Origin of the sequence: Paraburkholderia eburnea (assembly GCF_002917095.1) — a bacterium.
GTDB lineage: Bacteria > Pseudomonadota > Gammaproteobacteria > Burkholderiales > Burkholderiaceae > Paraburkholderia > Paraburkholderia eburnea.
In genome coordinates this window covers 13,338-37,444 of sequence record NZ_PQGA01000021.1, presented here as the reverse complement: position 1 = coordinate 37,444, position 24,107 = coordinate 13,338, and the positions used below count along the sequence as shown (strand labels likewise).

Annotated in this window: 20 protein-coding genes; 7 read left to right on the top strand and 13 right to left on the bottom strand. The window is 65.7% G+C overall.

The features are described from left to right. The first annotated feature begins 124 nt into the window (after positions 1 to 124). Positions 125 to 343: a hypothetical protein gene (locus B0G62_RS26235; RefSeq protein WP_103707091.1), complete on the top strand. Its 219-nt coding sequence runs from the start codon at positions 125 to 127 to the stop codon at positions 341 to 343. Positions 344 to 383: 40 nt separating this feature from the next. Here the strand turns inward: B0G62_RS26235 and B0G62_RS26230 are convergent, their stop codons facing one another. The 3 genes from B0G62_RS26230 to B0G62_RS26220 form a co-directional block, all read right to left on the bottom strand. Continuing rightward, positions 384 to 656 carry a hypothetical protein gene (locus B0G62_RS26230; RefSeq protein ID WP_103707090.1) on the bottom strand — a complete coding sequence of 91 codons (273 nt, stop codon included), beginning with the start codon at positions 654 to 656 and terminating at the stop codon, positions 384 to 386. Between the two features lie 14 nt (positions 657 to 670). Continuing rightward, the gene (locus B0G62_RS26225; protein WP_103707089.1) at positions 671 to 1,348 is read right to left on the bottom strand and encodes an MgtC/SapB family protein; all 678 of its coding nucleotides are present in this window, start codon (positions 1,346 to 1,348) and stop codon (positions 671 to 673) included. 92 nt (positions 1,349 to 1,440) lie between these two features. Further along, complete coding sequence (locus B0G62_RS26220; RefSeq protein ID WP_103707088.1) at positions 1,441 to 2,328, bottom strand: LysR family transcriptional regulator; 888 nt, start codon at positions 2,326 to 2,328, stop codon at positions 1,441 to 1,443. Positions 2,329 to 2,521: 193 nt separating this feature from the next. Here B0G62_RS26220 and B0G62_RS26215 point away from each other — a divergent pair, with 193 nt between their 5' ends. From B0G62_RS26215 to B0G62_RS26195, 5 genes are all read left to right on the top strand, one after another. Beyond that, on the top strand, positions 2,522 to 3,268 hold the full coding sequence (locus tag B0G62_RS26215) for an SDR family NAD(P)-dependent oxidoreductase (RefSeq protein ID WP_103707087.1): 747 nt from the start codon (positions 2,522 to 2,524) through the stop codon (positions 3,266 to 3,268). 75 nt (positions 3,269 to 3,343) lie between these two features. Then, positions 3,344 to 4,447 carry an alkene reductase gene (locus B0G62_RS26210; RefSeq protein ID WP_103707086.1) on the top strand — a complete coding sequence of 368 codons (1,104 nt, stop codon included), beginning with the start codon at positions 3,344 to 3,346 and terminating at the stop codon, positions 4,445 to 4,447. Positions 4,448 to 4,473: 26 nt separating this feature from the next. Further along, the gene (locus B0G62_RS26205; RefSeq protein WP_103707085.1) at positions 4,474 to 5,121 is read left to right on the top strand and encodes a glutathione S-transferase family protein; all 648 of its coding nucleotides are present in this window, start codon (positions 4,474 to 4,476) and stop codon (positions 5,119 to 5,121) included. A gap of 151 nt (positions 5,122 to 5,272) precedes the next feature. Further along, positions 5,273 to 6,019, top strand: coding sequence for an SDR family NAD(P)-dependent oxidoreductase (locus B0G62_RS26200; RefSeq protein WP_103707084.1), 747 nt, complete (start codon positions 5,273 to 5,275; stop codon positions 6,017 to 6,019). 40 nt (positions 6,020 to 6,059) lie between these two features. Further along, complete coding sequence (locus tag B0G62_RS26195) at positions 6,060 to 6,809, top strand: SDR family NAD(P)-dependent oxidoreductase (RefSeq protein ID WP_103707083.1); 750 nt, start codon at positions 6,060 to 6,062, stop codon at positions 6,807 to 6,809. A gap of 22 nt (positions 6,810 to 6,831) precedes the next feature. On the opposite strand, the gene B0G62_RS26190 is transcribed toward B0G62_RS26195, so the two are convergent. Beyond that, positions 6,832 to 7,167, bottom strand: a complete 336-nt coding sequence (locus B0G62_RS26190) for a hypothetical protein (protein WP_103707082.1) — start codon at positions 7,165 to 7,167, stop codon at positions 6,832 to 6,834. Positions 7,168 to 7,737: 570 nt separating this feature from the next. On the opposite strand from B0G62_RS26190, the gene B0G62_RS26185 reads away from it, so the two are divergent. Next, complete coding sequence (locus B0G62_RS26185) at positions 7,738 to 8,061, top strand: hypothetical protein (RefSeq protein ID WP_103707081.1); 324 nt, start codon at positions 7,738 to 7,740, stop codon at positions 8,059 to 8,061. A gap of 65 nt (positions 8,062 to 8,126) precedes the next feature. Here the strand turns inward: B0G62_RS26185 and B0G62_RS26180 are convergent, their stop codons facing one another. The 9 genes from B0G62_RS26180 to bcsA all read right to left on the bottom strand — a co-directional run bounded on the left by B0G62_RS26180 (position 8,127) and on the right by bcsA (position 24,098). Next, on the bottom strand, positions 8,127 to 9,281 hold the full coding sequence (locus B0G62_RS26180; protein ID WP_103707080.1) for an alginate O-acetyltransferase AlgX-related protein: 1,155 nt from the start codon (positions 9,279 to 9,281) through the stop codon (positions 8,127 to 8,129). A gap of 4 nt (positions 9,282 to 9,285) precedes the next feature. Continuing rightward, positions 9,286 to 10,695 carry an MBOAT family O-acyltransferase gene (locus B0G62_RS26175; RefSeq protein WP_103707079.1) on the bottom strand — a complete coding sequence of 470 codons (1,410 nt, stop codon included), beginning with the start codon at positions 10,693 to 10,695 and terminating at the stop codon, positions 9,286 to 9,288. Between the two features lie 112 nt (positions 10,696 to 10,807). Then, a complete protein-coding gene (locus B0G62_RS26170; RefSeq protein ID WP_103707078.1) occupies positions 10,808 to 11,491 on the bottom strand; it encodes an alginate O-acetyltransferase AlgF in 684 nt (227 codons plus the stop codon). Further along, positions 11,488 to 12,156: an SGNH/GDSL hydrolase family protein gene (locus B0G62_RS26165; RefSeq protein ID WP_167401341.1), complete on the bottom strand. Its 669-nt coding sequence runs from the start codon at positions 12,154 to 12,156 to the stop codon at positions 11,488 to 11,490. The genes B0G62_RS26170 and B0G62_RS26165 overlap by 4 nt, the downstream gene beginning before the upstream one ends. Before the next feature lie 100 nt (positions 12,157 to 12,256). Continuing rightward, positions 12,257 to 12,910 carry an SGNH/GDSL hydrolase family protein gene (locus B0G62_RS26160; protein ID WP_103707077.1) on the bottom strand — a complete coding sequence of 218 codons (654 nt, stop codon included), beginning with the start codon at positions 12,908 to 12,910 and terminating at the stop codon, positions 12,257 to 12,259. 38 nt (positions 12,911 to 12,948) lie between these two features. After that, positions 12,949 to 16,998 (bottom strand): cellulose biosynthesis protein BcsC, encoded by a 4,050-nt coding sequence (locus tag B0G62_RS26155; RefSeq protein ID WP_103707076.1) that lies wholly within the window; start codon positions 16,996 to 16,998, stop codon positions 12,949 to 12,951. A gap of 20 nt (positions 16,999 to 17,018) precedes the next feature. Next, positions 17,019 to 19,514 (bottom strand): cellulose biosynthesis cyclic di-GMP-binding regulatory protein BcsB, encoded by a 2,496-nt coding sequence (gene bcsB, locus B0G62_RS26150; protein ID WP_244193379.1) that lies wholly within the window; start codon positions 19,512 to 19,514, stop codon positions 17,019 to 17,021. Continuing rightward, positions 19,507 to 21,846: a cellulose biosynthesis cyclic di-GMP-binding regulatory protein BcsB gene (gene bcsB / locus B0G62_RS26145; protein ID WP_244193378.1), complete on the bottom strand. Its 2,340-nt coding sequence runs from the start codon at positions 21,844 to 21,846 to the stop codon at positions 19,507 to 19,509. The genes bcsB (B0G62_RS26150) and bcsB (B0G62_RS26145) overlap by 8 nt, the downstream gene beginning before the upstream one ends. After that, complete coding sequence (gene bcsA / locus B0G62_RS26140; protein WP_244193377.1) at positions 21,843 to 24,098, bottom strand: UDP-forming cellulose synthase catalytic subunit; 2,256 nt, start codon at positions 24,096 to 24,098, stop codon at positions 21,843 to 21,845. Before bcsA ends, bcsB (B0G62_RS26145) begins: the two co-directional genes overlap by 4 nt. Positions 24,099 to 24,107 lie beyond the last annotated feature (9 nt).

The following is a 24,107-nucleotide window of genomic DNA, read 5'->3' as shown; positions in this document are numbered from 1 at the left end:
GCGGAATTTTGTTCGACTTGCCGTAACGGGCCGCCCCGCTTACGCTTGATATCACAGCACTTAAAACTGCCGTAATCGGATTTGCAATAGCAATCAATAGCAATCGTTGGTCGGGGAATGGTAAATGAAACTCTCCCATAAACTACAAACGCGCTCGGCGGCAACGTTGTGGTTGCTTGCCTTCGGGCTGCTCCTGTCGGTGGTGGGTATAGCGCTGTGGTGTCTTGGGATCACGGCCGCATCGGCAACCCATGCGAGCGAATCATTTGCAGTCACTGCCGTGCTGCTGGGCGTGATATCGACAGTCTATGCGGCGCATGAACTCTCCCAGAGACGTCGCTGAGATCATTCTGGCTCAAAGATAATTAGCCATACTGATCAAGTCAGTGCGGATCGCAGCAGAACAGATCATCGACGAGCTTGCGCGCGGCACTATGTCCTCCCGTGAGCGCGTCGGCTTCGGTCGTGAAAGGCCGGCCGCCGGTTTCGCCAAAACGCAGGGGCGAAAACGTAGCGAGCATACCGGATGACTGGAAAATCCGCACGACGGCGATATAGCCGGGACGCCGCTGCGCGAGCTGCTTTGCGCCGCTGGCGAAATGGGCTTCAACGGATATCTCGAGCCTGAAGCCCTCGTAATCGTAGATACGCGTCATGTGTGTCTCCCGCCTTATTTCTCGTTCCGGCAATCGCGCACGCCCGACATGCTCGCCAGGCGCGAGCAGATTCGTTCAAATTCGCTCGCCGTGACACGCGAAAGAGCAATCTGCACATCGTCGAGTTCCGCATCGTCTTCGGATTGCTGGACGATGAACTGCTTCACGCGCACGCTCCCGCTGCCGAGCGCCTGGTGAACGGAGTCCAGCGACACGCGTCCCCGCTCGGCCAGCAACTGGATAGTGCGCTGTTGCCGCACGGAAATAAAGCGCCGCTCCAGTGGCTTCACGCCAGCCAGAATGATCAGGATAATCGCCGTGGCGCCGATCGCCGCCGTGTACATCCCACCGCCCACGGCAAGCCCGATCCCCGCGACCGACCAGAGGCTCGCCGCCGTGGTCAGACCGCGCACGACTTCGCCGCGCAACAGGATCGATCCCGCGCCGAGAAACCCGATGCCCGACACGACCTGAGCCGCGACGCGCGACGGATCGAGCACGACGTTCTTTTCGCCCAGCACGTCGGCGAAGCCAAAAGCCGACACGAGCATCATGAGCGCCGCCCCGACGCACACGAGCATGTGCGTGCGCAGACCCGCCGCCCAGCTCAGCCGCTCGCGCTCAAAGCCGATCACGCTGCCCAGCAGCGCTGCCATCAGCAGGCGCGACAGTAGTTCGAAATTGCCAATCATCTTCGCCCCTCAAATACGCCCGCGCCGAACGCGGGCTTTGACAAGGGCGGAATTGTGACACTTCCGTGACAGTTTTGCTGAAGCCGGTGCAATTAGATTTCAGGCAGCGCGAGTTCATCAAGTCGTGACAGGAACAACTGCAACGTAGGCGACGCGTTGGCGCGGTTGTACCCCACGACAAGATCGACGGTAGGCGCGTCCCCCTCCAGCGGCCGGCTCACGACCGACCACGGCAGCAGGTTGTTCGCATACTCGGGCATGAGTGCGAGGCCGCGCGTGGAAGCCACCAGCGACATCGCCATCGCCAGGTTGTCCACGCCGTGCTCGGTGGTCACCTGCACGTCGTGGGCCCGCAGATAACCCACGATCACCTCATGCAGCACGCGCGCCTTGTTCGACGCCATCACGAATGGCTCGCCCGCGATGTCCTGCGGGCGAATGACCGCCTTTTCCGTGAGCCGGTGATCGCTCGGCATCAGCACAATGAGCCGCTCGCGGTTCACCACCCGGTATTCGAGGTCGAATCCTGGCTCCGCGCGCAAAAAGCCCAGATCGAGCTTGCCACGCGCGAGCGCATCGGCGACGTCCGGCGAGTAGTAACTCGACACGGTTACGTCGATATTGGGCAACTCGTCGCGCAATACGCTCATCGCGCGCGGCAGCCAGGTCATTTCCTGCCCGGTGAGAAAGCCCAGCGCGAACACCTTGCGCTCGGGCCTGGCCGCGCGCCGCGCCGCCTCCGCGGCGGCATCCACCTGCGCGAGCGCAAGCCGCGCATGGTCGAGAAAAGCCCGGCCGGCCGCGGTCAGTTCCACGCCGCGTGCGCTGCGGCTGAACAGCTCGACACCCACCTGGTCTTCCAGATCGCGGATCTGGCGGCTCAGCGACGGCTGCGACGTGAAAAGCCGCTGCTCCGCCGCGACGGTCAGGCTGCCGGTTTCCGCCACCGCCACGAAATACCGCAAATGCCGCAATTCCATCGACGCCTCCAGTTGAGCCATGCCTCGCAGGTATGCCGGCAAGCCTACAAAGTCTTTTCCCGGCGCGCAAGCGCGCTCTAGAGTACGCCACATGGCAGCCGATGTGGCGGGAAACAAGCCCAGCCCACGCGCTGCCGACACCCGAAAGCCATCGCTTGCGGGTATGGCCTCACTCATCGTCAGGAGATTCGCCATGACCCAGCTTACCGGCAAGACCGCGCTCGTTACCGGCGCTTCCCGTGGCATCGGCCGCGCCATTGCCCTTTCGCTCGCCCGGGCCGGCGCACAGGTGCTCGTGCATTACGGCAGCGCCGAGTCCGCCGCCGATGCCGTCGTCGCCGAGATTCGCGCCGCAGGCGGCAAAGCGCAAAAGGTGGGCGCCAACCTGCGCGACGCCGAAGGCCCGCATCGCCTGGCGCGGCACGTCCGCGCCATCGTCGGCGACCGGCTCGATATTCTCGTGGCCAACGCAGGCATCTCGAAGGCGGCCCGGATCGAAGACACGAGCGTCGCCGATTTCGACGATCTCTTCGCCGTGAATGTGCGCGCGCCCTACTTCCTGGTCCAGCAACTCCTGCCGACGATGTGCAAGGGCAGCAGCATCGTCCTGCTCTCGTCGCTTGCCGTGCGCACCGCCGTTGGCGCGATTTCGGCGTATGCGGCCAGCAAAGGCGCGGCCGATACGCTTGTCACGCATTTCGCCTCGGCGCTGGGTCCGCGCGGCATCCGCGTGAACGCGATCGCACCAGGCGTGGTGGCCACCGACATGTCGAACTTCACGAAGACCGACACCGGACGCGCAACCGCATTGGGCATGCAGGCGTTCAAGCGCATCGCCCAGCCCGAAGACATCGCGGATGCCGTCACATTTCTCGCTTCCGATGCGGCGCGCTGGGTGACCGGCGACACGCTGCGTATCGACGGCGGCTCGCGGCTCTAGTCCCGCGATCGCCCTTTTCCATCCTCGTTCGATTCAATTTATTTCGTATTACGAACCGATAATCGGAGAATACACATGACGTCCCTTTTTAGCTCGACCACGATTGGTCCCTATACGCTCTCGCACCGCGTCGCGCTTGCGCCCCTCACTCGTATGCGCTCGGAAGCCGGCGACGTGCCCGGCAGCCTGATGGTCGAGTACTACTCGCAGCGCGCGAGCGAAGGTGGCCTGCTGATCGCGGAAGCCACGGCCGTGTCGGTACGCGGCAATGGTTATCTGGGCGCGCCGGGCATCTATGCCGATACGCAAATCGCCGGCTGGAAACGCGTGGTCGATGCCGTGCACGCAAAAGGCGCGCGCATTTTCCTGCAGCTCTATCATGCGGGCCGTCAATCGCATAGCGACCTGCAACCCGGCGGCGCGGCGCCGCTCGCGCCTTCGGCGCTGGCCTTCGACGGGCTGGCTCATACAAAGGATGGCTGGCAAAGCGCAACGCCCGCACGGGAAATGACGTTGCACGACATCGAAGTGGCTATCGGCGAATTCCGCGACGCGGCGGCGCGCGCCCAGGCGGCGGGTTTCGACGGCGTCGAGATTCACGGCGCGAATGGCTATCTCGTCGACCAGTTCCTGCAGGACGGCTCCAACCGGCGCACGGATGCTTACGGCGGCTCGCGCGAAAATCGTGCGCGCTTCCTGCTGGATGTGACCGCCGCTGCGGCCTCGGTGTTCGGCGGCGAACGCGTCGGCGTTCGCCTGGCCCCTGGCGGCACGTTCGGCGGCATGTCGGACAGCGATTCCTCCGCGACCTTCGCGCACGCGGCACGCGCATTGAATGAACTGGGCCTCGCGTGGCTGCACGTAATCGAACCGCGCGTGTCCGGCAGCCAGGAAATCGTAGAAGGCGCGCATGCCGTCGCGGCGCGCGAGCTTCGCGAGTTTTTCCACGGGCCGATCATCGCGGCCGGCGGCTTTACGCCCCAGACGGCGGCGGCCATCGTCGAAGCCGGCGACGCGGATCTCGTCGCCTTCGGGCGTCACTTTATCGCCAACCCGGACCTGCCTCACCGCATCCGTCACGGCCTGCCGCTCAACGCCTACGACCGCGACACGTTCTACGGCGGCGACCACCGCGGCTATATCGACTATCCGGCCGCGCCCCAAAGCGTCGCCGCGTAACGCCACCAACATCTAGGTTTGCAGACATGACAAACGCATCTCCCCTGCTTTACGAATCGAAGGCGTCGCCCAACGCGCGGCGCGTGCGGATCTTCATCGCCGAAAAAGGCATCGACGTGCCGACGCGCTCCGTGGATCTAGGCGCAAAAGAGCAGTTCTCCGAAGCTTTCAAGGCGATCAATCCGCGCAGCCAGGTCCCCGCGCTCGTGCTGGACGACGGCACGACTATCGCGGAAGTCCCGGCGATCTGGCGTTACCTGGAGGAGGCCTATCCCGGCACGCCGCTGCTCGGACACGACGCGCGCACCAGGGCGCTCGTCGCAATGTGGGAGCGCCGCGCGGAGCTGGACGGCTTCGCGAGCGTCATGGAGGGCGTGCGCAACGCAGCGGCGGGCCTCAAAGGCCGCGCGCTCTCCGGCCCGCACGCGTATGAGCAGATTCCCGACATCGTGGCGCGCAGCCGCAAGCGCGTTGAAAACTTCTACGACGATTTCAACGCACGTCTGGAGGCATCGCATTTCGTGGCCGGGCAAACGTACTCCGCCGCCGACATCACCACGCTCGCGACGGTGGACTTCGCGACGAAGGCGTTCGCCATGCCGCTTTCCGATCGTCATGGTGCGCTGAAGCGCTGGTACGAAGAGGTCTCGGCGCGGCCCTCGGCCACGGCGTAAATCGCGGCGGGTGGCCGGGTGGCCATGCCTTCCGGGCATGGCCACCCGCTTACAAAGTCTTTTTCATTCGAACGGCCCGCCGCTACATTGGTTTGCAGGCACAGCGTTTTACGGCTCATTGCGCCCCACTCAGCTCTCTGGAGAATGGATCATGTCGAAGCTCAACGGAAAGACCGCTCTCGTCACCGGCGCATCGCGCGGGATTGGACGCGCTAGCGCCCTCGCCCTCGCGCAACAAGGCGCCTATGTGCTCGTGCACTATAACAACGGCGCAGCGGCGGCCAACGAAGTCGTCGAAGCGATCCGGACCGCAGGCGGTCGCGCCGACAAGGTGCAGGCCGACATGGGCGCCGCCGACGGCCCGCACAAGCTCGCCATTAGCGTGCGCGAACTCGTGGGCGAGCGGCTTGACGTGTTGGTTGCCAACGCCGGCATCGCAAAGGAACTGAGCGTCCAGGACACCACGGTGGCGGACTTCGACGAACTCTTCGCCGTGAATGTGCGCGCGCCCTACTTCCTCGTGCAACAGTTGCTGCCCGTGCTGGGCGAAGGCAGCAGCGTCGTGCTGCTCTCGTCGCTCGCCGCCCACTCCTCGGTCGGACAACTCAGCGCATACGCCGCCACCAAGGGCGCCATCGACACGCTCGTGCTGCATTTCGCCGCTGCGCTGGGCGAGCGCGGCATCCGCGTGAACGCCGTCGCGCCGGGTGTTGTCGCCACCGAGATGTCGGCATTCGCCAGCACCGACGCCGGACGCGATTTCACGATCGGCATCCAGGCGCTGCAACGCGTCGCCCGCCCCGACGATATCGCCGGCGCCATCGCCTTCCTCGCCTCGGACGACGCTCGCTGGATTACCGGCGACACGCTTCGCGTGGACGGCGGCTCGAAGCTTTGAAGCCGGATACACACCGCAAAACACTCACTGGAGCCTTATCATGAGCACCCAACCTGTCGTTCTGATCACCGGCGCGCTGACTGGCATCGGCCGCGCCATCGCCCTTGCTTACGCGCGTGACAAGGCCCGCGTGGTCGTTTCCGGACGACGCGACGAGGCTGGCCGCGCATTGGCGGACGAACTGCGCGAACTCGGCGCCGAAGCCGAATACGTTCATGCCGACGTTAGTCAGGAAGACGAAGTACATACCCTGGTCGAGCACACGCTGGCACGCTTTGGCCGCCTCGACATCGCGGTCAACGCGGCAGGCACGGAAGGCGAAGCCGGTCCCATCACCGAACTCACGCCCGAGCGCTACACCGCGGTGTTCGATGCGAACGTGCTGGGCACGCTGCTCGCGATGAAGCACGAACTGCGCGCGATGACGGCGCAAGGCAGCGGCAGCATCGTCAACATATCGTCGACGATGGGTTCGCGCGGCGCGCCCAATGTTTCACTGTACGTAGCGAGTAAACATGCTGTGGAAGGACTCACGAAATCCGCCGCGCTGGAAGCCGCGCCGTTCGGCGTGCGCGTGAATGCCGTAGCGCCTGGCCCCGTGCAGACCGCCATGCTGGACCGTTTCACGCCGAACCCGGAGCGAAAGGCCGCCCTGCTCGCAGGGGTGCCGCTCAAGCGCGCCGGCAACCCCGAGGAAATCGCCGATGCGGTTCGCTTCGTCGGCTCGGAACAGGCCAGTTTCATGACGGGGGAGATTCTGCGCGTGAACGGCGGGCGCACGGCGGCTTGATCCAGACAGGCAACCGGCACGATCACTGCACATTCAGCCCTAGCAGGCGCTGGCAATCGACGTTGCTTTGGGCCGCGTCGCGTTGCTGGGCGGCGTCGAGCTTCGCGAATCGCGCCAGTGCGTCATTCGCGGCAGCCTCGTTGTAGTCGAGCTTCTGCAGCGCGTAGTCCGAGTTGCCATTCTCGATGACGTCCTGCATGTCCTTGCCCGGATCATGGCTGCCATTGGAAACGACGTGGCACAGCAGCGCCGTGTACTGGTCGCGCTCGGCGGGCGTGTAGCGCGGGCGTAGGAAGTGGGCCGCTGCCGCTGCCGAAAGGATCAGGAGCAGCAGCACAATCCAGCGTTTTTTCTTCATGGATTCGAGAATCAAGGCGGGGGGCGCGGGCGAATTTACAAAAGCCCGCCGCCATAACGAGAGAGAGTGTGTGAGACGGCGCTCCCCGAAGCGCCGCGCCATTATAAGGGCACCAGGCGATACCCGGCAGCCAGCCGGGCCATCGGTCTGACACACCGGCGCTCACTACACTCACAAGGCCGCCGCATCGGCCGCGACATCGACCTTACGCCGCACAACCTCGACCGTGAACGTCTGCTCGCCGCGCATCACGTCGAATTTTGCAGCCCCTATCAACCTGGGTAGGAAGGCCTTTTATCGAACTGCGTACCGCTTCGTATCGCCTATATTTTCTTCACAAGAAAAGCGACAGGCCTGGAGGACCACGAGTCTTCACTGCCAGCCAGCCTCATCATGCAATCCGTCACGCAGGACTATCGGGGAAGTCCAGACTACGCGGTGATTCACCGCGACCATCGATCCCCTTCGCTGATCACCCTGCCTGAGTGCGAACTGCCGCGCGCTCGTGGAGGGTCATGTGCAGACCGTCGGCAGACCAACGCGCATCAACTTTAATAAGGATGGCGAATCATGGCTTACAAGAAGCTCGTCAATCAGAGTGGCCTCGCGCTTGCAGTCGAACTGGTTTCGCGTGTCGGTTCGGAGCCGAATCAATCCGGTCCAATCGTGGCGGTGTCATTGCCGCCAGGCGGCAAACAAACCGTCGAATACGGCAATTCGCAGAATCCGTTTCTCAACGGCCTCGTGGTGTCGTCGGGTTCGGATGGCGCATTTTCCAATGGCTCGCAGATCGTGACGTCGCGCGGCAGCGCCTGGGACAATGTGCTGAACACCAACGACACCCTCACCTTCAGCGGCGCCGGCGGCCTGAACGTGACGGGTTCCAATACCTGATCGCCGTTCAGGCGTAGTCATCCAGTTGGCAGCCAAACCGCTGCCGACTGGAGCGCAGCACGTAGTCAGCTTGCCTTACCGGCGACGTGTCTGGCGCCCGGCACCACCACGCTGTCTTCCGCTTCAAGCGGAGATTCCAGGTCCCGCTCGTCCAGTTCCCAGACGATGAGCTTGGGCGGCGTCTGCGCGTAAGCAGGACTCGCGAAATACGCACGCGCCGAGCCACCGAACTTGCCGCCTTCACGCGCGAAATTGCCCACTCCCGTCCCCAGCGCCAAAGCCAGTTGCGGGACGAAATCGGAGGTCGTCGAATACGACGTGCCGATCACGGCGATATTCGGCAGATCGGCGTTGCCGAACAGATCGTCGGCTGACGCGACTGTCTGCGCTTCGTGCAGATACGCGCGGCTCGTCACGATCTCGGGACTGGGCTGCCACGACGGCGGCAAGGCTTCCAGGCCCGCGAGCCGCACGAGATCGCTGGGCCTGCGGGCCGCAGGTTTCTCCACGACGCGATAGCCGGGCTGGCTCGACCCCAGCGGCACATTCATCGCGCGAATGCGCTGCGCCACCGCTTGCGCCGCCGCGCCCGCACCGTTCTGGGTCCAGTGCGTGTCGGTGCGAAAAAACGCGTCACCCGCCACACTGCGCAGCGCAGCGCCCAGATCCAGCACGCTCACATGCCCGGCGGCCAGACGCGCGGTCCAGTCGCCCAGGCGCGCGTTCAACGACACAGGCCGATAGAGACTGCACAGATGCTGCGGTTCGATACGCGACTTGTCGGGCACCACGGCGACGAGCAACGCGATTCCCTGCTTCGCCAGTTCCCGCTGCACGGCCGCGACCGTATCGGCGCGCGTGGCGAGATGGCGCTCGGCATCGGGGTACACGTTCAACTCGTCGCGCAGGAACAGCCAGCCGGGGCAGCCCTGGCGCACGCGCGGTCCCAGGTCGCCGAGCATGAGCCAGCCGAGCGCGCGTTGCACGCGCGCGGCGTCGGCAGCAATCGGCGTATCGGCCATGCGGTTCGCGAGCGCCTTTGATACGGCGCCATCCAGCAGCCCCGTGCGCGTTACGGCTTGCGGCAACAGCGATTCGGCGGTCGCCGCGAAGCGGAGGTTGCACAGCAGTCCCGCGAACAGGAACACCATCAGGGCGACAGCGGCAATCTTGCCCGCGCGCGTGGCGGGTAATTGAGGCAGCGGTTTGGGGTCTTCCATGGCGTCAGAACTGGAAGTAAAGGAAGGGCACGGCGCCGCGCGCGACGATCAGCCCGAACGACAGCAGAAAACCCGCGAGCGGCCACACGGCCTCCCACACTCTGCGCGGCGCGGTGTCGGGCAGACTGTCCCAACGCTGCTGCCAGAGCGGCAATAGCACGCAGACGATACCCAGCGCGGCGGCCAGCGCATGCACGGGCCGCAGCAGCACGACCAGCATGTCACTCAAGCCGATACCGTTCAAACCGAACTGCCCGCCGTACATGGCAAGCGCCGCATGAAAACCCTGCGCGCGGAACAGCGTCCACGCGAGCATGACGAAGACAAGCGTGAGCACATGCGAAAGCGCGAGCGGAACCCCTGGCATACCGAAACGTCGCCACAGACGCGCCACGATCAGCGCCACGCCGTGCGCGAGACCCCACAGCAAGAAATTCCAGCTATCGCCGCCATGCCACAGGCCCGCAATGCCCATCGTCAGCAACAGGTTGCGGCAGGTGTTGAATTCGCCGTGGCGATTTCCGCCGAACGGGATGTAGAGATAGTCGCGGATCCAGCTCGACAGCGACAGATGCCAGCGCCGCCAGAAGTCCTGAATGCTGCTGGCCAGATACGGATGGTTGAAGTTCTCGGGAAAGCGAAAACCCAGCATCTGCCCGAGGCCAATCGCCATCGCGCTATAGCCCGCAAAATCGAAGAACAGTTGCAGCGTATAAAAACCGCAGCCGAGCCACGCATCCGCAAGCGTGGGTGCGTGCAGGCCGAAAGCCGCATCGACAATGGGAGAAAGCGTATCGGCCACCAGCACCTTCATGCTCATGCCGATCATGAGCCGCCGCGCGCCCGCGCTGAAGCCGTCCCAGTCCACCGTGCGCGAAACCAGTTCGCGCTGGACCCACGCGTAACGGATGATTGGCCCGGCGATCAGGTGTACGAACATTCCCTGATAGGCGCCGTAGCGGATCACGCTGCGATCGGCGGACACAGTGCCGCGCTGCACGTCGATCAGGTAGGAAATCGATTGCAGCACGATAAAGGACAGTCCGATGGGCAGCACGGCGTGCTTCCAGGGAAGCGGTCCGGCGTGGCCCAGCGCGAGAACATTGTCGAGGCTATCGACCACGATGTTGGCGTACTTGTACCAGCACAGCGTCGCGACGTTCACGGCGATGAACAGCGCGAGCCACCACCCGCGCGCACGCGCGTTGGGCGCGCGGTCGATCACCACGCCGCCGAGCCAGCCGCAGAACGTCAGCGCGATGAACAGCAGCAGAAAGACCGGACTCCACCAGCCATAGAAAAACCAGCTGCAAAAGAGCAGCACGCCGTTACGCCAGCGTGCGGGCGACGCAACGTAGAGCGCGAGAAAAGCCGGCAAAAACAGCGTCAGGAATTCGAGGGACGCAAAAACCATGCATCGTTCTCAGTCGAAGGAGAAGTCCGGGCCGACGCATCCGCGCGGCGCGTCGTGCTCGATGGGGAGCCACGACGCGCAAGAAGGGCAACGCGCTCAGTGGCTTGGTGACTCAGTGGTTCAGCGCATCGTTGGCGAAGAAGATGCGCGACTGCGCCCCGGCGGGCACGAGGAACACCGTATAGCGCTGCCCCGCCACGAGCGTGCCCAGGCTCAGCGCCTGACCCACCGCCTGGCCGCCGCAGACCAGTTGCACCGAGAGCGTGACCGGATTGACCTGGCGGCGCTTGCCCTGCCCCACGGCCACGCCGTCGAGCAGCACGATGTCGCGGCCCGCTACTTTCAGCGTGGGCGCGGTGCAACGCGCGTCGAGGTTATAGAGCGCCACCGAGGCCTTGAGCGCATTGAAATCGTCCGGCTTCTCGCGCACCGTCACGGCATGCGTGCCGTCGAGCGCCACGATGCTGACGAACTCGCCGGGCTGCACCGTTGCGCTCACATCCTGATGCGTCCCGCCGCTCGCAAGCATCCCGGCCACCGGCTTGCCCGCTGCGATCGGGAAGAAATGACTGGCCGGATTGGCGGCGTCGAGCGCGAGGCGCGCTTTCGATCCCGCCGAGGTCACCTCGACCGGATGCGAGCCGCCATCGACGAAACGCACGAACGAGGAATCCTGCGCGGGTCCGCTCGGGTACAGCGGAATATCGGCAGCCGATGCGAGGCCCGCAATGGACAAGGTGGACAGCGCAAGGCCGCCCAGCAAAAAACCAGACAAACGGGAATAGACGTTTTTCATTTGTTCTTCAACCCTTGAACCGTAGGCGCCTTCTCCATGGCCGCGACGATGGCCTTGCTCCAGGCGACGTAGCCCATCTGCGTGTAGTGCTCGCCGTCGAGCGTCTGCCACTGGCCGGGCCTGGCGAACGTCGTGGAATCGATGTACGAGCAAGGCGCGACATTATTCGCGAGGAACGCGTTCAACTCTCGCACGCGCTCGTCGCTCTTGGCGAATTGCCCGCTGTTGTTGCCCCAGCCCGGTCCCACCCAGACGCATGCCGTGTGCGTGTCGGCGATGGCCCTGGTAAGGCTCGTGACTTCCTGCCACGCCCAGGCCTTGGGGAAGGCGGGCTTGTCGTACGAACCCATGGTGTCGCCCTCGATCACCACCACGACGTTGGGTTTATCGGCGCGGATCAGATCGGCGATGGGCGTCGTCTGCGCCTCCTTGCCGAGCACCGTGGCGGGACGCTTGTCGACCTGGTCGGCGCCGCAATCCACTGGCGTGCTCTTGAGCCAGCGCGCCGGGCTCGCGCCGCACGCGCCGATCACATGCACGTGCGCGGCGCCCTGCGCCTGCAGGCTCTGCACGAGCGGCTCGCGCAGATGGTTGTTCAAGGTCAGATGGCTTTCGCCGATGACCAGTACGGAAAGGCCCAACAAGACCGATGCTGCTGCAGGCACACGAAACTCCTGATCCGGCGCGGCCGGTTATCGAATGGTTCGAATGGTTCGAATGGTTCGAATGGTTCGAATGGTTAGGATTGGAAACCGATAGTGGGGATTACTTATGTTGCTGCACGACCGGCAGCTTCACCAGCGCCTTCATGATGTCGCCGCCCCAGTACTTGTAGCCCGTCGTCGTCAAATGCTGGCCGTCCACCGTCGCCCATTCGCCTGGCTTCGAGAACGTGAGCGAATCGATGTAGGCGCACGGCGCGACGTTGGTTGCGAGGAACGACGAAAGCTGCTTCACGCGCGTGAAGGTCTTCTGGTATTTACCGCCTTCCGTGCCCCACACCGGGCCGACCCACACACACGCCGTCTTGCTGGCAGCCAGATCCTGCGTGAGCGCCGTGACCTGCTGCCAGGCCCAGGTCTTCGGGAAATCGTCCTTGCCATAGCCGCCGATGGTGTCGCCTTCGACGACGATGACGAGATTGGCCTTGTTCGCCGCGATCAGTTGATCGATGGGCTGCGTCTTCGCGTTGTGATCGACGACGAGCGCGGCCTTGCCGTTGCGCGTCGCGCCGCCGCAGGTACCGGGCACCGACTTCACCCAGTCGCCGGGCGTGCTGCCGCACACACCATAGGTATGCACCTGGGCGCCGGCGGCGACCAGTTGATCCTGCAAGGTGTCGATGAGATAGCCCGGTTCGCTCAGATGGCTATCGCCGACGATGAGAATGCTAAGACCCGCCAGTACGGAAGCAAGCATGAATCTTTAACTCCTGAAAACGATCGATATCGGCGACGTCACTGATCGCTGTAATGCGACTGATAAGGCATGACCGGCATGTCCAGCGACTTCGTCTGCGGCGCAAAGCTAAAGCGCAGATAAAGACCCGCGACCCACTGCCGGTAGCTCGACGAATTATTCGCGCCCACCGACGCACCGCCGCTCAGATGGTTGCTGAAGCGGTATTCGGCTGTCGCCAGCAGGTTATAGCCGATGCCGGTCGAGGATTGCGCGGGATGAATCGCGCCGTCGCCCAGTTCGAGCAGCGATGCCGCCGAGGCCGCCGCCGACTGCAGCCCGCTGTCGGTCGGGAAATACGGCGCTGCGGACTGACGGAAATACTGCAGACCCGCGGACCCTTGCAACTTGTAGGTCCAGCGATCCGAGCGCTGCGCCCACGTAATCGGCACGGTGAACGCGTAGTAGCGCTGCGGGCTGAAATAGCCGCCGTTGCCGTACGTGAAGTTGTTCTCGTTGTGGCGGTAGAACTCGCCGCTCAGGTTCAGACCCGCGGTCAGCATGCTGTTGGTATTGCGCAGCAGATACCAGTACGTGCCGCCGCCGACTTCCGCGCCCTCGTTGGACTGCACGTTATGGCCATCCAGATATTTCACCGAGCCATAGCCGTAGAAGCCGTATTCGTGATTGTCGAGGCCGATCGCGCCATGCAGGCCGGTGGCCGTCACGCCGCCCCAGCTCAGGCCCGAGCGCGCATCGCTCGTGCCGGCGAACGAGGTGATGCTGTCGGTCACGGCGCGGCGCGACACGCCCGCGTTGAACCAGCTACCCTGCGTCGCATCGATGGCGCTCTTGTACGACACGCCGCCAACGATACCCGTGTACTGGAAGCCCAACGGCGTCGTGCCGATATCGGCGGCCCAGTTGCGCGTCTCGTAGCCCAGACCCAGTCCGACACCACGGGCGCTCTGCGAGGGCGGCGCCGGCACCGTGCCATTCTTCTGCGCCAGCGCCGCCGAAGGGCCGCCGCCGAACTGGCTGCTGCTATAGACATCGGCGCCGAGCGTGCCGCTTTGCAGGTCCACCGGCGTCACGCGCACGGACAGCTTGCCGTTGCCGGCCGGCAGGATGACTTCGGTTGGCATCTGCACGCTGGTCAGTTGCGAGGTGCCGCCCGCGCTGTTGTTCGTCGAAACGAACAGACCGCTGCGCACTTCCGGCGAGCGCTGCGCGCGAATGTCGTCGAGTTCCTGGTGCATTTCGTCGAGCGAGGTGCTGCCGTCGTCGGGCTGGGTCGTCGCGACTTCGTCCTGGGTCGGCTGCGTGCCGATCGGCGTGCCTGCTACCGAAGGCAACGACGTTGCACGCGCCGCAGAACGCTCGCGCGCAGATGTGGGCGAAGCCACGGCCTGGGACGATGGCCCAGCATCGTTCAAGGCGCTGTTCGAAGCGTTGCTCGCGGACACGCCGTCGCCCGCAGAAGCCGCCAATCCCTGCGAACCAGACGCATCGAGCGCAGCCTGGCGCGTGTCCCGAATCCGGCGACGGCGCTCATCGTCGTCATGAACGAACGGATTGCCCGCGACGTGCACGCTCCGCGCCTGCACGCCCATGCGTTTTTCCTTCGCGGCAATGGCCGATTCCAGCAGCGACTGCGCCTCGCGCGTCTTGCCCTGCATCACGTAGATGCGCGCGGCCCCGGCCAGGATGTCGGGATCGTTCGGTGCCTTCGCGATCGCCTGCTTCAAGGCTGCATCCGCCACGCGGCTGTTGCCGGCCTGCACCGCCGTCATCGCGACGCCCAGTTGCAGGCCCGGATTGTCGGGATCGTTCGACAGCGCCTTCTGGTAGAGCGCCAGCGCGGGGGCGTACTGGCCATCGGCGGCATACATGCGCGCCAGCGCCGCGTTGGCGAGGCTGTCGTTCGGGCGTTTGGCCAAAATCGGCGCGAGCGTGTCGTAGGCCTGCGCGAGGTCGCCCTGCTGACGCTGCTGTTCGGCGAGGCGCACGGCGTAGAGGTAATTCAGATCGTCAAGCTGACGGCGCTGATCGGCGCTCAGCGTCTGCGTTTGCAAGCCGCGCATCACGTCCTGAGCCTGCACGTTCTGGCCGGTCTTGAGCAGCAGGCCCGCATAGGCCAGTTGCACGTCGGGACCGCTGCCCTTCACGCCGTCAGGCATCAGCGCGTGCATCAGGCTCATGGCGCGCGGCAGATTGCCCGCATCGACATAAGCCGAAGCCAGCGCGCTCACACGCGCCGGGTCCTTGCCCGCCGATGCTTCGAGGCGCGCCAGCATACTGCGCGCGTCGTCCAGATTGCCGTCGTGCGCCAGTTGCGAGGCTTGCGCGGCCACCGCCTGGAAGTCGATCTGCTGGGCCGTCGCGACCATGTTCGGCGTGCGCGCGGCGCCGGGAATGCGCGCCATCGTGTCCTGCGCGCGCGTCCAGTCGCCCATCTGCATCGCCAGCAGCGCGCTCGCATAGAGGGCATCGGGATTGTCGGGGTTCGAGGCCAGCAGGCCATCGACGAGTTCGCGCGCCTGGTCCGCGTGGCCCTGTTTCAGTTCGTAGCGCGCCAGTTCCAGACGCAGCCACGGATTGTCGGGATCCCTGCGCTGGGCGTCTTCGAGAATGCGCTGCGCCGTCTCCAGATCGCCGCGCTGTTCGGCGGCATCGGCGCGTCCCGAGGCGACGGTGGCGCGCAGGCGATCGAGGCCGCCGATGCTGGCCTGCTGCGCGGGCGTCATGCCGTCCACCCACTTCTGAGCCTCGTCGGCACGCCCTGTTTCGGCCAGGATATCGACCAGACCGCTCACGGCTTCACGATTGTCGGGATGGCCCGCCAGCACTTCGCGATAGACCTTTTCGGCGCGCGGCAGATCGCCCTGTACCGCGTACAGACGCGCCGATGCGTTGCGCCCGCCAGGCTCCGCCGGGTCCATGCGCAGCGCCTGATCGAGATCGCGCCGTGCGGCGGTGTAATCGCCCACGCTTTGCGCGCCCTCGGCCTGATTCACCAGCAGCCAGTAGCGCGCGGAGGCCAACGCGCGGCTCCAGTTCGCGCCCGCGCCCGGATGCGACGCCGCGCGCGCGAGCAGCGTCTGCGCCTGCGCCAGATCGCCCTGCTGCATGCGCACCAGTCCCAGACCGCCGAGCGCGTCGGTGTCGCTGGGTTTGTCGCGCAGCACGTCGGTGAACTGCTGCTCCGCCGTGGTCACGTCGCCCGCCTTGAAGGCCGCGAAACCGCGCGTGAGGCGCGGGTCCATGACGGGCGCCGCGGGTGCGTTGCCATTCGCGCTCGCGGCACGCGGCGAGAGCATCTGATGACGGATTTCGTCGTCATCGGGATGCAGCTTCAGATAGTCCTCGAACCAGGACTTGTTCTTCGGCGTGGGCGTAATCCACGTCAGCACGGAACGCCACGCTTCCGTGGCCGCGCCGCCGATATCCGCACGCGTGGCCAGCTTTTCCAGCAAGGCGACGCCCGCCGCGCGCTCGCGCTCGTCGCGCACCTGATGCTGGGCCAGCGCCAGCATGGTATACGGGTCGTTGGGTGTTTCGGCGTCCAGGCGCTGGAGGCCCTGAATGCCCTGATCCACACCGCCTTCGGTGTAGCCCAGGTAGGTGTAGTACTCGCGCGCCACGGCACCCTGCGGCACCTTCCCGCCCAGCGCCTTGTCGTACTGCGCGATGGCGGCGGCCAGCGCCTTCGTATCGTTCTGGTTGACCGCGTCCTGCGCCATCTGGCGCGCCTTGGCGAGCGTGGACTTGCCGGGCTCCACGGCCAGACGCAGATCCTGTTCGAGCAGCGGCACGAAGCGGCTATCGGGCGCGGCGGCGCGCAGTTTCGCCAGATAGTCGTTGGCGGCCGAAAACTGCTTCTTGCCGATGGCGACCGACGCCATCCCATACAATCCTTCGGGCTGCTTAGGGTCGGTCAACAGCAGCTTCTGCCACGACTGCGCGGCGAGATCGGGCTTGTCGTGCGCCTGCCAATAGCGGCCCTGTTCCAGCAGCATTCTGGAAGTGGCGTCCTGCGCCCACACGGGATGGCTGGCCGTGGTGAGCAACAAACCCAGAATGCAGGCCTGGCGGCGGCTGACTGACATGGACTTTTCCTGATCCCGGATCAATGTTGTTCGCGCTGAGATTCGTCGCGCTGCGCCTGCTCTTGCTGCGCCTTTTCGCGTTGCGCGAGCGCCGCGGCACGCAGTCGCGCCTCGGACTGGGCATCGCGGCGGGCCTGGCGGCCGCGCAGGAAACCAAAGCCGCCCGCTGCAATCGCTATCAGCGCGATCACACCCAGCGCCTTGAGCAGCCAGGCGAGCGACAGACCGAACGAGGCGAGCCACCAGTCGAGCCCGCGCCACAGGCCCAGACGCCCGACGTAATAGGTGTGCTCGCCCACGAGCGAATCGACTTCCTGGCCGCGAATCGACACGAGGCTGCCCTGGATCGGCTGCTTGTCGTAGCTGGGCACGCCCAGCAGCGCCGAGACCCCATCCTTCAAGCCTTCAGGCTGATTGCTGACCAGCATGACGACGCTGCGGCCCTTCTCCGCTGGCGACTCGAAACCCGCCAGCACGGCGCTCACGCCCGGCCCCGTCCACGCCAGCGAAAGACGGCTGGGTTCGGCGTCCAGACGCGGGTTCGAATGAAACCAGCCGCGCACGCGGCCCGGCAGATCCGACAGCGAGAACTGCGCGCCGTGGCCGTAGGCGGCGGGCATGTACGGCGCCCAGTCCTTGAGCCAAGCCTGATCGGCGCCCGAAGCAATCACGAGCAGATCCTTGTCCGGGGGCATCGCGTCGATGCGCTGACCGCGCAGCACCGTGACGCCGCTCGCCGGATAGCCGGTCGAGTCGCCCATGCGGCCCATCACGGCCAGATAGGTGCTGTACTCCTGCGCGCCCGCGTTGGCGCCCAGCACGACATCGGTGCCGGACAGATCGGCCATGCGCGTGAACGGGAAACCGGCCTGCGCGAAGGCGGCCAGGTTCGGCATCGCCATGTAGTGCGGGTACCCGGACAGATCGATCGTCGATTCGGGATCGATCGCGCCGCGCACGTTGTCGATGATGATGTCGCGGCACTCGCCCTGCTTGATGTAGTCGTACATGTAGCGGAACTGCAACTGCGTGTTCGGCTGCAGGAGCGTCTCCAGCGGCACCTCCAGCTTCGCCTGGCGCGGCAGGCTGCTGTCGGGCAGGACTTCGGCGCGCAGCTTGTCGGCGCCTTCGAGGCGCTCCAGCGCCAGCAGCGGAATCGACTTCATGAACTGGTCGCTGACGCTGAACAGCAGCGACGAATTCACCATATACGGCTGCGGCGTGTAGCGGTAATGCAGGTCGATCGGCACCGCGCTCGCATGCCAGCCGAACAGGTCGGGCGGCACGCGCGTATTGATGCGGATCAGGTCGGGGCTATAGCCCGACACGCCCAGTTGTTTGGCGTCGACCAGTTCGCCGAACGACACGGGACGGTCCGTGCGCAGCCAGCGCGGCGCGTCGTAAGGCTTGCGCGGCGCGAGACCGGTGAAGTGCGTAATGAGCGCGCTCGGCCCCGACAAAGTCTGGCTGCCCGACACCAGCGCATCGGCGGCCTGCTTGAGTTCCTTGCCGTCGCGGCCCATGACGAGCAGCAGCTTGCCGTTGGGGTCGTTCGGATTGGCGACGATGGCGAGCGTCGGGCCTTGCAGCGGCGCGCCCGCGAGCGACGCCTGATCCGCGCCTTCGACGATGACGATCGCGTTGCCCTGCACGGGCACCGTGGACAGCGACACCGGGAAATCCGCGCCGCGATAGTTGGCGAGCGCCCCGAACCACGACGACACCGTGCCCGCCGCTTCCAGCGCGGCGGCATCGGGGTTGCCCGCGAACACGAACGGCAGGTTCAGACGGAGGATGTCATGACCGTCGAAGAAAGGCGTCGGCAAACGCGCGAGATCGTTGGCCTGCGGCAGCGGCTGCGTGTCGATGCTCAGCGTGCTTTCGTTGCTGATGTTGGCCCACAGGCTCGAATTCAGCGGGTCTTCGCACTGCGTCGTGTAGTGGCCGATCAGTTGCAGACGCAACTTGCTGTTGGACGTGAAGAGGTACGGCGGCAGCGCGATCGTGCGCTGCAGGCTCTGGCCTCCCGTCTCCTTCGGCACCGCGATCGAGGCCGCGACCTGGTCGTTGACCAGCACGTTGATGTGCGAGAGATCGGGCGCCAGCGCCGGCGAATAGGCGTAGCGCAGATTCAGGCGCGCGCCGCTCACGACCTGGTCGTCGCGCACGTTCACCGGCAGCGTGTTGCTGCCGTCCACGCCGCGCAGGTTGAGCGCGTATTGCGCGCCCAGTTGCTGCAACGTGTAGGTCACGGTGGTGGCCGGTCCCGTCGATACAGCGGCGGTCGATACAGCGGCACTCGCGTCGGCCGCCGGCTGCGCGGGCGCGTTGACAGGAGCCATGTTCGCCGCAGGCTTGCCGCTCGCGGCCGGTTGCGCGGCCTGGACCACCGGCGCCGCAACGAAGACGCAGCCCAGCAGCAGCGCCGGCCACGCGGACCGCGCAGGTCCGCCCGCCTCCGGAGTCAGGCGACGCGAGAGGCGTGCCCGGGAGATGTCAGGCCGTCTTTTAAACATGAGAACCTCGTCGTCCTTCTTCACGTTGCGATGTCTGGGGAATGTCCAGGTCCAGCCGGTTCAGGGCACGCCGATGCAGCAGCACGCCGCCGAGCAGACCGATGAGCACGACGCTGGCAAGCGTCGCCAAGAGCAGCAGCACGATATGGCTCGCGAAGAACCATTGCACGGCGAGCCGCAGCGGCAGCTTGCCGATGAAATAACTTTGGTCCGCGTTCAGCGTGGTGAGGACGCCGCCGTGCGCGATCACGAGACTGCCGCTGATGGTGTCGTCGGCGCGGTAACGGCGCGCCTGCAACATGCTCACGACCGCGTCGAGGCCGCCCGGCGTGTTGCCCGACACGACCACCACGCTGCGCCCGCGCGCGAGCGGCGACTGGAGACCGGCCACCATGCCGTCATGGTCGTCGCTGCGATAGAGCGCGGCGATGTCCACCGCGTGTCTCGCGCTTGCCTGGCCGCCGGTCAGCCTGTCCCACCACGCGGCAAAGCCATGGTCCGAGCGCGTATCCGGGCCGAAGAAGCCGCGCGGCAGATCGTCGTGCCATGTCTTCAGCCACGGCTGGTTGTCGCCCGATGCCAGCACGAGCAGGTCCTTGTGACGCAGCGCTTCGACCTGTTGCGGACCGGCCACCGTCACGCCGAGCACCGGATAACCCGTCGCCTGACCCATGCTGCCCATCAGCGTCAGGTACGCGGAATAATCGTCGGCGACCGGCTGGGCGGGCAGGATCACCGCGCTTTCGGACAGATCGGCCAGGCGCGTGAACGGAAAGCCCGCATCGCTGAAGGCGCGCAGATCCGGCATGGTGGCATAACGCGGCAAATTCGAGATGTCGATCGTCGAAGCCGGATCGATGGCGCTCAGAAGCGGCCCGCCCGCTACGTCCAGCCAGCGGTCCTGCGTCTTGACGGCCTCGTACTGGTAGTCGAATTGCAGCGTCGTCAATGGCGGCAGCAGATACGGCGGAATGCGCATTACGGCGTGGCCGTCGGAGGCGTCGCCGGGCAGCGCCAGAGTGCCGATCGGCGTGTTGCCCGCCAGCACATGCAGCACCGAGCGCGACGATTGCGGACGCGCCGTATAGCGATAGTGCAGATCCAGCACCGCGCCGCTGCTGTCGAAGCCGAACAGGCCCGGCGGCAGGCGCAGGTCCACGTCGATCGCGCCGGGGCGCAAGCCCTGGACCGTGAAACGGTCGGCCGGCATCAGTTCGCCCAGTTCCACCGGTCGGTCGCTGGGCAGCCAGTTCGGGGCGTCGAAGGGCTTGCGCGGCGCGACGTTGACCGGGCCGTCGATGCGCACTTGCGTGCCGGAGAGCGTCTTCGCGCCGAGCGCCAGCGCCGTCGCCGCCGTGCGGATCTGCGCTTCGTCGCGGCCCGTGACGAGCAGCAGCCGGCCGTTGGGGTCGTTGGGGTTGGCGACGATCGCGATCGTCGGACCGTCCGCCGTCGGCGCGGCGAGGCCCAGGCCAGGCAACTCGTCGCGCAGCGCCAGCACCACGGCCTGACCGTGCGCGGGCAGCGCGCCCAGGCTCGCGCCGAAGTGCGAGCCGCGATAGCCCGCCTGCGCACCCAGCCACGAACTCACGATGCCCGCGGCTTCGAGGCGATCGGCACGCGGCGCGCGCGGCAGCACGACGGACAGGTTCAAGCGGCGCTCGTCGCGCTTGTCGAAGAACGGCGCGGGCAGGCGCGACAGGTCGCTCGCCGGGCTGATCGGCGCGACGGTCAGTTCGAGTGCGCTGTTCGGGCCGGCCTTGAGCCACAGATCGGGACTCTCGGGATCGTAGCCCGCGTCGCTCGCCTTGCTATGGCCGATCAACTCCAGGTTCAGATGGTTAAAGTCGGTAAGCACCGGGACCGGCAGATCGACCGTCGTCGTCACCGGCGCGCCCGGCGCCGGTTCGGGCAGCGGGATGGTCGCGCTCACGACGCTGTTGAGCAGCACGTTCAGATGCGAGAGCGCGGGCAGCAGCTTCGGCGAATAGCGATAGTCGAGCACGAGGCGCGCGCTGACCACGCGTTCGTCCTCGCGCAGACCGAAATCCATGCCGCCGTAGGCGTCGTCGCCGCGCAAGGTCAGCCCTTGCGCGCCGTTATCGCGCAGCAGAGGGACGCGGTAAGTGTAGGTGTCGGCGGCATCGGGCTGCGCCGGTGCGTCAGCCGTCACCGCTTGCGACGCAACTGATGCCGCCGACGCAACAGGCGCAGCTTCGGCAAGCCCCATGTTGACGGCGAGCGCGAGCGCAGCCAGCACCGAACCCCACATGGGCGCCAACCGGCGCGTGCGCGTCAAGGCGCGCAAAGTCGACAAGTAGATGGAACTCACGATTGCTTCGATCCCGTCTCGCCAGTCCCCGCTACACGGCTCAGGCGCGCGCGCCCGCCCAGCAGCAGATGCCGGAACAGATCCTTCAGACCGCGCACGCCCACCGTAAGCACCTCGAACAGGCTGCGCAGCGGCCGGTCCGGACGATAGCGGCCCCACGACGCAATCCAGCTATCGGCGCGCGAGAACGTCACGCGCATGAGGTCGCGTTCCTGATCGATCGTCAGTACAGGGAAGCTCACGCCCACGGTACGGCCACGGCACACCTGGACTTCGGCGGGGAATTTGCCTTCGTAGTCGTCGCGGAACACCGACACGAGGATGCGCTCGCCGCGCTCGGGCATCGGCGCATTCTCCGGCAGCACGAGGCCGAGACCGCCCTGCGAATAGTCGCTGGTCTGGCAGGCGACGTGGCGGCCATCGGCCAGCCGCACGGCGGCCGGCAATTCGATCGGCACGCGCGGCGTGAGGCGCAGTTGTTTCGATTCGGTCGCGACGCCCGCCGCCGCGCTCAGGTTCATGACGTTGTAGATCACCCAGACCAGGTTGAACACGATACTCATCGCTTCGGGCCAGCCGGGACTGCGGATCAGGCCGACGACACCGACCACGAAACCGGCCAGGTTGATGAGCAGCAGGCCGATATAGGGCCGCGCCATCGCCCAGTCCAGGAAGGACTGGCGGATCACGCCGCCCTTGGACGTCACGTTGAAGCCCTTGCTGCCGGGGAAGAACACGGCCTGGAGCGCGGGCACGACGACGTACCACGCCAGCACCGTTTCATAGACCTCGCTCCAGAACGAGTGCCGAAAACGCCCCTGGATGCGCGACGCGCCGACGCTCGAAATTACAAGGTGCGGCACGGCATAGGCCAGCACCATTAGCGCCGACGCGTGGAAGACGTGCGCGCCGAAGAACAGATACGCCATCGGCGTGATCAGGAACACGAGGCGCGGCAAGCCGAAGAAGAAGTGCATCATCGCGCTCAGATAACAGAGCCGCTGCGGCACCGACAGCCCCTTGATCAGAAGCGGATTGAACTGGCGGAAGATTTCGGCCATGCCGCGCGCCCAGCGAATCCGCTGGCCGACATGGCGGCCCAGGCTTTCGGTGGCGAGGCCCGCGGCCTGCGGGATCGCAAGATAAGCCGTGTTGTACCCCTTCATGCTCATCTTGAGCGCGGTCAGCGCGTCTTCCGTGACGCTTTCCGTCGCCACGCCGCCCACATCGTCGAGCGCCGAACGGCGCAGCACCGCACAGGAGCCGCAGAAGAACGCGGCATTCCAGAGGTCGTTGCCGTTTTGCAGGACGCCATAGAACAGGTCGCCCTCGTTGGGCACCTTGCGGAAGGTTTCGAGGTTGCGCTCGAACGGATCCGGCGAATAGAACACGTGTGGCGTCTGCACCATCGCCATCTTCGGATCCTTGAGGAACCAGCCCATGCAGACCTGCAGAAATGAGCGCGTCGTGACGTGATCGCAGTCGAACACCGCGACGAATTCGCCGCTGGTTCGGGCGAGCGCCGCGTTGAGGTTGCCCGCCTTGGCGTACTTGTTGTCCGCACGCGTCAGGTACTCCACGCCCGCCTGCTCGCAGAACTGGCGGAACTCGTCGCGGCGGCCATCGTCGAGCAGATAGACGCGCAGTTTGTCGGCGGGCCAGTCGAGCAGCGTCGCGGCGAGCACCGACTGGCGCACGACTTCCAGCGGCTCGTTGTAGGTCGGAATGAGCACATCCACCGTGGGCCAGAGCGAGGTGTCGGCGGGCAGCGGCACGGGCCGGCGATGCAGCGGCCAGAGCGTCTGGAAGTAGCTGCACAACAGCATCAGCACGGCGTAGCCCTCCGCCGCCAGCAGCAGATAGCCGAAGGTCCGGTCGAGCGGACTCGCGAAGCCGAGCGTCTGCGTCACGCGCCAGTACAGGTAGCGCAAGGACACGAACACCGACAACGCCACCAGCGACACCGTGAGCACCCGGCCCCGGACGCGGCTCAGAAAAACGGCGACGCCCATACACAGGATGGCGAACACCCATTGCTGCGACAAAGCCAGGTGCACGGTCAGCGTGGAGACGAACAGCAGCACGGCCGCCAGCGTCACGAGCAGGCGCGCCCAGCCGGGGGCCAGCAGCGCCGTCCCCGTGTTGAGCAGGGCGTCGTCCCAGTCGCCCGCATCGTCGCTCTGGCCTGTCCCGGCGGACGGCAGTCGGCTTTCCTGCTTCGGCGATATCGGCTTGCGTTTCATGAATGCCATGGCGAGTTC

Coding starts and splice junctions, on each gene's coding strand:
- B0G62_RS26235 (WP_103707091.1), top strand. CDS start 125: ATGAAACTCTCCCATAAACTACAAACGCGCTCGGCGGCAACGTTGTGG.
- B0G62_RS26230 (WP_103707090.1), bottom strand. CDS start 656: ATGACGCGTATCTACGATTACGAGGGCTTCAGGCTCGAGATATCCGTT.
- B0G62_RS26225 (WP_103707089.1), bottom strand. CDS start 1,348: ATGATTGGCAATTTCGAACTACTGTCGCGCCTGCTGATGGCAGCGCTG.
- B0G62_RS26220 (WP_103707088.1), bottom strand. CDS start 2,328: ATGGAATTGCGGCATTTGCGGTATTTCGTGGCGGTGGCGGAAACCGGC.
- B0G62_RS26215 (WP_103707087.1), top strand. CDS start 2,522: ATGACCCAGCTTACCGGCAAGACCGCGCTCGTTACCGGCGCTTCCCGT.
- B0G62_RS26210 (WP_103707086.1), top strand. CDS start 3,344: ATGACGTCCCTTTTTAGCTCGACCACGATTGGTCCCTATACGCTCTCG.
- B0G62_RS26205 (WP_103707085.1), top strand. CDS start 4,474: ATGACAAACGCATCTCCCCTGCTTTACGAATCGAAGGCGTCGCCCAAC.
- B0G62_RS26200 (WP_103707084.1), top strand. CDS start 5,273: ATGTCGAAGCTCAACGGAAAGACCGCTCTCGTCACCGGCGCATCGCGC.
- B0G62_RS26195 (WP_103707083.1), top strand. CDS start 6,060: ATGAGCACCCAACCTGTCGTTCTGATCACCGGCGCGCTGACTGGCATC.
- B0G62_RS26190 (WP_103707082.1), bottom strand. CDS start 7,167: ATGAAGAAAAAACGCTGGATTGTGCTGCTGCTCCTGATCCTTTCGGCA.
- B0G62_RS26185 (WP_103707081.1), top strand. CDS start 7,738: ATGGCTTACAAGAAGCTCGTCAATCAGAGTGGCCTCGCGCTTGCAGTC.
- B0G62_RS26180 (WP_103707080.1), bottom strand. CDS start 9,281: ATGGAAGACCCCAAACCGCTGCCTCAATTACCCGCCACGCGCGCGGGC.
- B0G62_RS26175 (WP_103707079.1), bottom strand. CDS start 10,695: ATGGTTTTTGCGTCCCTCGAATTCCTGACGCTGTTTTTGCCGGCTTTT.
- B0G62_RS26170 (WP_103707078.1), bottom strand. CDS start 11,491: ATGAAAAACGTCTATTCCCGTTTGTCTGGTTTTTTGCTGGGCGGCCTT.
- B0G62_RS26160 (WP_103707077.1), bottom strand. CDS start 12,910: ATGCTTGCTTCCGTACTGGCGGGTCTTAGCATTCTCATCGTCGGCGAT.
- B0G62_RS26155 (WP_103707076.1), bottom strand. CDS start 16,998: ATGTCAGTCAGCCGCCGCCAGGCCTGCATTCTGGGTTTGTTGCTCACC.
- bcsB (WP_244193379.1), bottom strand. CDS start 19,514: ATGTTTAAAAGACGGCCTGACATCTCCCGGGCACGCCTCTCGCGTCGC.
- bcsA (WP_244193377.1), bottom strand. CDS start 24,098: ATGGCATTCATGAAACGCAAGCCGATATCGCCGAAGCAGGAAAGCCGA.